Here is an 8,758-nt window from a genome sequence, read left to right on the forward strand (position 1 = left end):
TTGGAAGTGCCGCGACCTTATCAGCCGAGTCGGTCCAGTAAAGAAATTTTACCGGCGTGCTCACTCAAGAAGTTCAGCGGGCAACACCCCAGTTTTGAACAGGACCAGCGGCTCGTCATAGCAGTCGGTTTCGATATCGACTTCCTGGGAAAAGGCCACCACACCGGCCTTTGTCGGAGCAATCCGCTCCGCCGTTGCAATGGCACTTTCGGCGGTCTTTGCCTTTTGCAGTGGATCGGAAACGAGCTTGCGTCCGCGTTGCTGGAACGACTGGATCAGGAACGTCGTGGTCATGGTGCCTCACTGGTTAGAGCACACCATATCACCTGCCAGGGCGGTTCGGTGGTTTGTTTCATCTGGTGATCGGCGGCAGGGCGGCGCGCCAAACGGGCACGCACCGGCGCCCCGTTGGCGCTATTGCAGCCGGGCGAAAACATCCTCGCCGGAGATGAACGTCGCGATCTCGGGCTTGGCGTAATAATATCCCTGTTGCAGGGTCACACCCGCGCTCAGCAGCGTCTGGGCTTCGCGTGCGGTTTCGACGCCTTCGGCCAGAACCTGTATGCCAAGGTTTTGGCAGATGACCAATATGCCCGCGACGATGGCCTGCCGCGCGCTCGACGTGTCGATCCCCCGCACAAGCTCGATATCGATTTTTATGATGTCGGGTTGGAATTGGGCCAGCAACCCCAGCCCGGCATACCCCGCGCCGAAATCGTCGAGGGCGGTGGCAAACCCCATCCGGCGATATTCGGCAATGATATTGCGGACATGGGCCGTGTCAGCGATCTGTTCGTTTTCAGTGAATTCGAACATGAGCTTTTGGGGGTCGAAATTGACCCGCCTGGCGGCCGCCAGCGAGGCACGGATACATGCAGTCGGCTCGTAGACGGCGTTGGGCATGAAGTTGATCGATAAGCGAGCATCAGAGCCCGACGGAAGGCCATTGCCTGCCATCTCGATGGCCTTCACGCGGCACGCCTGATCGAACTTGTAGCGATTGTCCGCCGTTACCGCAGCAAGCACCGCCCCAGCGCCTTCGCCGCCTGTCCCCCGCACAAGGGCTTCATATGCCCAAACGCGTTTGGTTCTGACATCGACGATCGGCTGAAAGGCCATCGTGAAGTCGACGGGGAAGGGCGCGCCTTCCTGACATCCTGTGCACGGCGTGGTGTGACTCATGATCTGGGCTCTCGAGCGATAGTGTTGGTCAAATTTACGCACGGCGCGGTTAACGGTTTGCCCAAAGCCCCGGGACACGGGCGCTCAAGAACGAGCCCAGGGCGTCGATCAATTGGCTGAGACGATGGGGACGGATGATGGCATGTCGGCAAGCGCCGCGATGGCCGGCAAGGTCGTGAGGGAATTGGCGCGCCCTACGGGACTCGAACCCGTGTTACCGCCGTGAGAGGGCGGCGTCCTGACCACTAGACGAAGGGCGCCTGGAGCGCTTTCGAAAAGCGCCGAAAAAATATGTGTCGCCGGCATTGTTAGAGTCGTGCATCGATCGATGCAACGCAAAAACAGCCAAATCTTCTCAACGAAGAATGTTGGCGCGCCCTACGGGACTCGAACCCGTGTTTCCGCCGTGAAAGGGCGGCGTCCTAGACCGCTAGACGAAGGGCGCGGCGGGCGTCTGCGGATCACCGCGTCGGCCAGTGAGCGGGTGTATAGGGGGGGCTTTCCGATTGCGCAATACCCAAAATCGATTTTATTTCAATTTCAACAGCCGCTGAATGTGACCGGTCCACGATAGCCGCGCGGCCGGTCGCGGACGTCGAGATGAACGAAGTTCTGACCGGGGTAGCAACCCAGCCCGCCGACCAGTCCGTTGTTGCGCGCATAAGCGATGATGCGGGATTTGGGGACGCCGGGAATGTAGAAATCGGCAGCCATGCACTTGGTGTGGAACGAGGCTTCAGCGCCGCCGACCGAGGCGTTGTGCCATGGCGTGCGATAGCCCGAATTCATGACCACCTTCTTGCCGAAATGACCTTCGACATCCCAGATCAAAAGGCGCAGCTTGGGAGAAAGACAGAAGGCGTTGACGTTGGAATGGGACACATAGGTTCCCCAGTCGGACCGCAGGCCGCTATATCCCGCGCCGTTTCCCGAAGCGAACATCGCCATCGGAGCGCAGGCGCCGAGCAGGCACACCATGACGATCAAACTGGACAGTAAACGCATCAAAACCACTTCCGTGTCGGGGTTGAAAGAGTCCCAGGCCACGGACACAAAAATACCGGCGGTTGCCTAACCGCCGGTCAATCAGCGTGGTTAATTTCCCGTTACGCGTTTACCACGTTCCGGTATTGGGCATCGAAGCCCATGGCTCCTGCGCATCGAGATTGCCCTCCTGGAGCAATTCGACCGAAATCCCGTCGGGGGATTTGACGAATGCCATGTGGCCGTCGCGCGGCGGACGATGGATTGTGTATCCCATGTCGGCCAGATGCTGGCAGAGCGCATAGATGTTTTCGACCCGATAGGCCAGGTGCCCGAAATTGCGGCCACCGCTATACTCTTCGGGATCCCAGTTGTAGGTCAGCTCGACCTTGGCGCCCTCGTCGCCGGGGGCGTGCAGGAAAACGAGCGTGAAGCGCCCTTTTTCATTTTCGATGCGATGGGATTCAACAAGGCCAAGCCCTTCGCTGTAAAAGCGAAGGCTTTCCTCGATGTTGGAAACGCGCACCATTGTGTGAAGATATTTCAAAGCAAGGCTCCGGCTCTGTTGTGGTCATGCCCCAGCGCCGTCGGGGCAGGGCGTAAGCGAGGCTAGCAGAAGGTGGCATCTGTGGCCAAGCGGCGGTTTGCAAGGCGCGATGGTTAATTGCTGGCAACAAATTTATGAATGGTCCTTAACTTTTTGTCTTGAATCGGCCAGACTGTGCGCAATTGTTATGAGTACCTGCGGATTTGCAGGGGCGTGTGTGGAAGGCGTTGCGCATGGGGGCGAAAAACATTTCCGGCACCGGGCCAGACTCAAGAAGTGTGGGCCACGACGATGCTCACCGCGAAGGGACTGACCAGGATCTCCAGAATCCGGCCACTGATTTCGACGTCATAGAAGTCGTCGGGACCATCAAGTGGTTCGATGCTGGCAAGGGCTTTGGCTTTATCGTGCCCGACACCGGCGGTTCTGACGTGCTGCTGCACGTGACCTGCCTGCGGCGCGACGGTTATCAGACGGCCTATGAGGGCGCGCGCATCGTGGTCGAGGCGCTCAATCGCCCCGGCGGCCTTCAGGCCTTCCGCATTGTTTCGATGGACGAATCGACAGCCCGCCATCCCGCGCAAATGCCCGCCGCGCGCACGCATGTGCAGGTCGAGCCGACCTCGAAGCTCGAACGGCTCGAAGTCAAATGGTTCAACAGGGTGCGCGGCTTCGGCTTTTTGTCCGCCGGCGAGGGACACCCCGATATTTTTATTCACATGGAAACCCTGCGCCAGTTCGGCCTGACCGAATTGCGCCCCGGCCAGTTTGTGCTCGCCCGCTATGGTGATGGCCCGAAAGGCCTTATGGTTGCCGAAATTCGCCCCGATGGTTGGGGCGACGCTCCGTCTTCTCACTAGAGCGTGTCCAGCAAAAGCATGTTCTCGACGCGATCGGGGATGGAAACGGTTTTGCGGTTCGGACACGCGACAAAACTAAGGTTTTAGGGCCGAGGATTAGTTTCGAAAAAAATCCTCAACGGCTCTAGGACGGCTTATTCCCGGCAGGTTCCAAGGCTCATGCGCGCTATCAGAAATCTCATAATGTCGGCGCTGATGCTGCTCGTCTCGCTTTCTCCGGCCCTCGCGCAGGATAGTGAGGACCTTGCAGTTATTCACTCAGGCGACCAAAGCTTCACCTTTACCGTGGAGATCGCCGACACGCCCGAGGAGACGTCGCGGGGCCTGATGTTCCGCGAGGAACTGGCGCCCGATGCCGGTATGCTGTTCGATTTCATCGATGAGCGGCCGACCAGCTTCTGGATGCAGAACACTCTTATTCCGCTCGATATGCTCTTCATCAAGGCAGACGGCGAAATTGTGCGGATCCATGAGAATGCCATCCCCATGGACACCACGCCGATCCCCTCGGGTGAGCCGGTTCGCTTCGTCCTGGAAATTCCCGGTGGCCGCTCGGCCGAACTGGGTCTGGAAGCGGGAGCGCGGCTTGAGCATGCGCGCGTCCAAACCGGGCACCAAGCGGCGGAATAAGCGGCCGCCGCCTCGTCCGTTCGATCAGCGAACGACCAGAACCGGCACCGTGCTTGCCGTAAGCACCTCGGTGGTCTGGCTGCCCAGCAGCATCTTGCGGAAGCCGCGCCGGCCATGGGAGGCCATGACGATCAGATCCGCCCCTGTCTCCTGGGCGGTTTCCACGATGGCATCGGCGGGATAGCGGTTCGCGATATGTCGTGTCTCGCAATCGACGCCGCTTTCCGATGCAAACCGGGCCGCTTCCTCCAGTATGTCCTTCACCGCCGCCTGCATCGACTCATCATATTCGGCGATGGTTGCCGGCCCGGCGACGGCCAGTGCGCCTGACGCCCACATATCGGTGACGGTGACGACGGTAACCTTCGAGCCCAGTTGCTTGGCCAGCTTGAGGCCCTGATCGAGGCCCTTGGTGGACAGTTCAGAGCCATCGGTTGCGATAAGAATGTGCTTATACATAACGCGTCTCCTTGTTGCTGAAACAACGCGAACCGAGCTCGATCCGTTGCGTCCTGATGTGGTGCGACCCGACGGGCCGGGCAAGATGGTACCACCACTATTTTCGACATCCGGTGCCATGGCGCGCAGAGAGGCGAGTGGCGACCCCGACAGGATTCGAACCTGTGACCAATAGCTTAGAAGGCTACTGCTCTATCCAGCTGAGCTACGGGGCCGTCCTGTGCCGTCTAGCTCAAATCGTGCCGCTTGTCAGCCTGTGACATCGTCGGCGCTTGACTTTGCCCGCTCAAGCGCCGATATGGAGACCCATGCTAGGTGCTGCCGCGTGAGCAGCCATCGCGTCCCCGCTTCGGGTGACCCCTTGAACCGGCATGTTTTTCCAAGTTCCCAGATCACGCGGGGTTCTGACAGGTCCGACGCTCGGTGCGCAATGTGGCGCGTGGGTTTGGATGGATCTGCAACCGCAACGGCAGACGCGCAGCTTTAAAAGTTGGCGCGGCAAAACCGTATAGTGTCCGGCGCGCAAATGGTGCTGCCGGAAAAGGACATAATTTGACTCAGTTTCAGGCCCTCGGCCTCGACGACCATCTTCTTAAAGCCATCGCAGGGCTCGGCTTTTCCGATCCGACGCCCATCCAGGAACGCGCAATACCGCTCGTTCTGGAAGGCCGCGATATCATGGGCCTTGCCCAGACCGGCACCGGCAAGACCGCAGCCTTCGGTCTTCCCATCATTCAGCAGCTTCTGGCCAAGACCGGAAAGCCCGATCCCAAAACCTGCAAGGCCCTGATCCTGGCGCCGACCCGCGAACTGGTGAACCAGATCGCTGTCAATCTGCGCGCCTTCACCAAGGGCTCGCCCATCAAGGTCAATTCCGTCGTCGGCGGCATGTCCATCGGAACCCAGATCAAGGCGCTGGCGCTGGGCAGCGACATCGTCGTCGCAACGCCCGGCCGGCTGCTCGATCTCGTCAAGCGTCAGGCGCTTCGTCTCGATTCGGCCCGCCATCTCGTCCTCGACGAAGCCGACCAGATGCTCGATCTGGGCTTCATTCATGCGCTGCGCGAAATTTCGCGCCTTGTCGGTCAGCCGCGTCAGACGCTTCTGTTTTCGGCCACCATGCCCAAGCAGATGAACGAAATCGCCGCCGTCTATCTCAAGGACCCGGTGCGCGTTCAGGTGACGACCCCGGGCAAGACCGCCGACAAGGTGAACCAGAGCGCTCATTTCGTTGAGCCGGGTGCCAAGCTTTCGCTGCTCAAGCAACTGCTTTCGGCAGACAAGGATGCGCTTTCGCTGGTTTTTGCCCGCACCAAGCACGGTGCCGAAAAGCTCTCGAAAACTCTGGCTGCGGCCGGCTTTGCATCGGGCTCGATCCACGGCAACAAGAGCCAGGGCCAGCGTGATCGCACGCTCAAATCGTTCCGCGGCGGAGAAATCCGTGTGCTGGTGGCGACCGACGTCGCCGCGCGCGGCATCGACATTCCCGGTGTCAGCCACGTCTATAATTACGAGCTGCCCCAGGTCGCCGAAAACTACGTCCATCGCATCGGCCGTACGGCCCGCGCCGGCGCCGAGGGCGAGGCGGTGGCTCTGGTATCGGGTGAAGAATACGGCCTGCTGCTCGATATCGAGCGCCTGACCGGACTTTCGATCTCGACCGCAGGCGGCGAACGTCCGCTGCGCAAAACGGCAGCTCCGGCCAAAAAGCGCACGCAGGGCCGTAACGGCAAGCCCCAGTCCAAGGGGCAGGGTGCACCCAAGCCCTTCGACCCCGCGAAAGCCGCGACCCAGCGCAACCGCAACAAGCAGCGCAACAAGCGCGCGCGCCAGGCAGCGTAAGCACGACAAAATACGACCAATGATGAAAAAGGCAGTCGCTTCGGCGGCTGCCTTTTTTGCTGCGGCCAGCTGGCAATCTTATGCGAAACGCCGCCGATCCGGGCGATTTTCCACATATGCGACTTTGGTATTACGCCCCTTGACATCGATTACATTATGGAATGTGATGTCTGTAATCGATTGCAACCCGCGCAGCCTGTGCATTTGTAATCGATTACATCTCCGTGTCGCGGAGGCCGTGTGTTGAGGAGCCACGGTACGGTTGATGGAGGAGGGGCGAGACAATCGCCTTGAGGAAACCCTGGGAGGATTACCCGATGAAGAATTTCACAGTGGCCGCATCCATTGCGGTCGCCCTGATGTCGACGACCGCCGTATCGGCGGCCGAACTTGAAGTTACCCATTGGTGGACGTCCGCTGGTGAAGCGGCATCGATCGCCGAGTTTGCGCGCATTTTCGAGGAAGAAACCGGCCACACCTGGGTCGACAGCGCACTGGGTGGTTCGGGAACCGGTGCCAACCCCGTTATTCTCAGCCGCATCATTGGTGGCGACCCCATGGGTGCAACCCAGCTCAACACCGGTCGCGAAGCCGAGGAACTGATCGCGGCTGGCCTGATGCGCGATTTGACCGACATCGCGGACGAAGTCGGGCTGCGGGAGTTTTTCGTGGATGAAACGCTGCTCGAGCCGTGCACCTACGAGGGCCGCATCTACTGCTTCCCGATCAACATTCACTCCTGGGACTGGCTGTGGCTTTCCACGGCTGCCTACGAAGAGATCGGCCAGCCCGTTCCGACCAATTGGAACGAGTATGTGGAGAGCTGGCCAGCCCTTCAGGAAGCTGGAATTCTGCCATTCGGCCTCGGTACCGGTTGGCCGATCGATGGTGTCCCCGGTGTGCTGATGGCCGGTATTGGCGGGACGGATCTGGTTCTCGCAATCAATCGCGACAAGAATGCTGACGCCGTTCGTGGCCCGGAATTCCGGGAAGTTGCTGAAGCGCTCGACAATCTGCGTAGCGTGATCTCGGCCGATACGATGGTCCCGACATTCGGCGACGTGGGCAACCAGCTGCTTGCTGGCGAAGCTGCCGGCAACATCCATGGTGACTGGCTGCAGGGCGATCTGCAGATTGCCGGCGGTGTTCCTGGTGAAGACTATGAGTGCATTCCCGGCCTCGGTCTGAACGACCAGCTGTCGGGTGGCGGCGACTCCTTCTACTTCCCTGTCCTGCCTGAAGGCACTGACCCTGAAGTGATCGAGGCACAGACCGAACTTGCGCGGATCATCGTGTCCCAGGAGGCCCAGCTTGCCTTCAACCTCAAGAAGGGTTCGATGCCGATCCGTACGGATATCGACCTGAGCCAGGCCAATGCCTGCATGACCAAGGCCATCGAATTGCTCGACAATGGTTTGCTGCCCTCCGGTGAAGCCACGTTGACCAGCGATACAATGGCTCAGCTCAACGACCTGACCAAAGAGTTCATCGACAACGACTCGATCACCGTCGATGACTACATCGAGCGCTATGCCAGCCTGATCGAGAGTGCGGACTAAGCTGAAGTTCTCTTCATAGTCTGAGCCTGCGGCCGGTCGGACAAGGACCGGCCGCAGACCTCGCATCGGAGGCATATCGTTTTGACTGATACAACGGCAAATACATCCCCTGGCGAGGGCTCAGGCCCTCTGCGCCGACTGCTTCGGGCGCTCACGCGCAATATCCCCGCGAAAATCGCCGCGACGCCCATGGTTGTGACTGTGCTGGTCGTGTTTGTGGGCTGCACGGCCTGGACGATCTGGTACTCGTTCACCGCATCACGGCTACTGCCAAACAACACGTTTGTCGGGCTGGAACAATATCAGCGCCTTTTCGCGACGTCGCGGTGGAACATTTCCATTCGCAACTTGCTGATCTATGGCAGTTTCTCGCTGGTTTTTACCATGGTGATCGGCTTTCTGCTGGCGGTTCTGATGGACCAGAAAATCCGCTTCGAGAGCGCCTTCCGCACCATCATGCTCTACCCCTTTGCCCTCTCGTTCATTGTGACGGGCCTGGTCTGGCAATGGATCATGAACCCCACGCTCGGCCTGCAGGGCACCATGCGCAATCTGGGGTGGGAAAGTTTCCGGTTCGACTGGATCGCGCAATCCGACATGGTGATCTATGCGCTCCTGATCGCAGGTCTGTGGCAGGGAACAGGGTTTGTCATGATCCTGATGCTCGCCGGTCTGCGCGGCATCGACGAAGAAAT

At 59.7% G+C, this 8,758-nt stretch carries 10 protein-coding genes and 3 tRNA genes; 5 read left to right on the forward strand and 8 right to left on the reverse strand.

Features of this window, described 5'->3' with window-relative positions:
• Positions 1–60: 60 nt before the first annotated feature.
• The 6 genes from AACZ55_RS01230 to AACZ55_RS01255 form a co-directional block, all read right to left on the reverse strand.
• Positions 61–294 carry a hypothetical protein gene (locus AACZ55_RS01230; protein ID WP_338607028.1) on the reverse strand — a complete coding sequence of 78 codons (234 nt, stop codon included), beginning with the start codon at positions 292–294 and terminating at the stop codon, positions 61–63.
• Between the two features lie 120 nt (positions 295–414).
• Positions 415–1,182 (reverse strand): EAL domain-containing protein, encoded by a 768-nt coding sequence (locus AACZ55_RS01235; RefSeq protein WP_339642152.1) that lies wholly within the window; start codon positions 1,180–1,182, stop codon positions 415–417.
• Positions 1,183–1,367: 185 nt separating this feature from the next.
• A tRNA-Glu gene (locus tag AACZ55_RS01240) sits at positions 1,368–1,442 on the reverse strand.
• A gap of 109 nt (positions 1,443–1,551) precedes the next feature.
• Positions 1,552–1,627 (reverse strand) — tRNA-Glu (locus AACZ55_RS01245).
• 95 nt (positions 1,628–1,722) lie between these two features.
• Positions 1,723–2,187, reverse strand: coding sequence for a D-Ala-D-Ala carboxypeptidase family metallohydrolase (locus AACZ55_RS01250; protein ID WP_338607026.1), 465 nt, complete (start codon positions 2,185–2,187; stop codon positions 1,723–1,725).
• A gap of 109 nt (positions 2,188–2,296) precedes the next feature.
• Positions 2,297–2,713 carry a VOC family protein gene (locus tag AACZ55_RS01255; RefSeq protein ID WP_339642157.1) on the reverse strand — a complete coding sequence of 139 codons (417 nt, stop codon included), beginning with the start codon at positions 2,711–2,713 and terminating at the stop codon, positions 2,297–2,299.
• 233 nt (positions 2,714–2,946) lie between these two features.
• On the opposite strand from AACZ55_RS01255, the gene AACZ55_RS01260 reads away from it, so the two are divergent.
• Positions 2,947–3,573 (forward strand): cold-shock protein, encoded by a 627-nt coding sequence (locus AACZ55_RS01260; RefSeq protein ID WP_338607024.1) that lies wholly within the window; start codon positions 2,947–2,949, stop codon positions 3,571–3,573.
• Between the two features lie 159 nt (positions 3,574–3,732).
• On the forward strand, positions 3,733–4,203 hold the full coding sequence (locus AACZ55_RS01265) for a DUF192 domain-containing protein (protein WP_338607023.1): 471 nt from the start codon (positions 3,733–3,735) through the stop codon (positions 4,201–4,203).
• A 24-nt stretch (positions 4,204–4,227) separates the two neighbouring features.
• Here the strand turns inward: AACZ55_RS01265 and AACZ55_RS01270 are convergent, their stop codons facing one another.
• Positions 4,228–4,662 carry a universal stress protein gene (locus tag AACZ55_RS01270; RefSeq protein WP_338607022.1) on the reverse strand — a complete coding sequence of 145 codons (435 nt, stop codon included), beginning with the start codon at positions 4,660–4,662 and terminating at the stop codon, positions 4,228–4,230.
• 138 nt (positions 4,663–4,800) lie between these two features.
• A tRNA-Arg gene (locus AACZ55_RS01275) sits at positions 4,801–4,877 on the reverse strand.
• 337 nt (positions 4,878–5,214) lie between these two features.
• Here AACZ55_RS01275 and AACZ55_RS01280 point away from each other — a divergent pair.
• The 3 genes from AACZ55_RS01280 to AACZ55_RS01290 all read left to right on the forward strand — a co-directional run.
• The gene (locus tag AACZ55_RS01280) at positions 5,215–6,504 is read left to right on the forward strand and encodes a DEAD/DEAH box helicase (protein WP_338607021.1); all 1,290 of its coding nucleotides are present in this window, start codon (positions 5,215–5,217) and stop codon (positions 6,502–6,504) included.
• Positions 6,505–6,821: 317 nt separating this feature from the next.
• A complete protein-coding gene (locus AACZ55_RS01285; RefSeq protein ID WP_339642162.1) occupies positions 6,822–8,063 on the forward strand; it encodes an ABC transporter substrate-binding protein in 1,242 nt (413 codons plus the stop codon).
• 189 nt (positions 8,064–8,252) lie between these two features.
• Positions 8,253–8,758: sugar ABC transporter permease (locus AACZ55_RS01290; protein WP_339642165.1), on the forward strand; the 506-nt coding region annotated here is incomplete at its 3' end.

Origin of the sequence: uncultured Pelagibacterium sp. (assembly GCF_963972885.1) — a bacterium.
Classification (GTDB): Bacteria; Pseudomonadota; Alphaproteobacteria; order Rhizobiales; family Devosiaceae; genus Pelagibacterium; species Pelagibacterium nitratireducens.

Bases quoted from the DNA above. Each gene is read 5' to 3' on its own strand.
- AACZ55_RS01230 (WP_338607028.1), bottom strand. From the start codon at position 294: ATGACCACGACGTTCCTGATCCAGTCGTTCCAGCAACGCGGACGCAAG.
- AACZ55_RS01235 (WP_339642152.1), bottom strand. From the start codon at position 1,182: ATGAGTCACACCACGCCGTGCACAGGATGTCAGGAAGGCGCGCCCTTC.
- AACZ55_RS01250 (WP_338607026.1), bottom strand. From the start codon at position 2,187: ATGCGTTTACTGTCCAGTTTGATCGTCATGGTGTGCCTGCTCGGCGCC.
- AACZ55_RS01260 (WP_338607024.1), top strand. From the start codon at position 2,947: ATGGGGGCGAAAAACATTTCCGGCACCGGGCCAGACTCAAGAAGTGTG.
- AACZ55_RS01265 (WP_338607023.1), top strand. From the start codon at position 3,733: ATGCGCGCTATCAGAAATCTCATAATGTCGGCGCTGATGCTGCTCGTC.
- AACZ55_RS01270 (WP_338607022.1), bottom strand. From the start codon at position 4,662: ATGTATAAGCACATTCTTATCGCAACCGATGGCTCTGAACTGTCCACC.
- AACZ55_RS01285 (WP_339642162.1), top strand. From the start codon at position 6,822: ATGAAGAATTTCACAGTGGCCGCATCCATTGCGGTCGCCCTGATGTCG.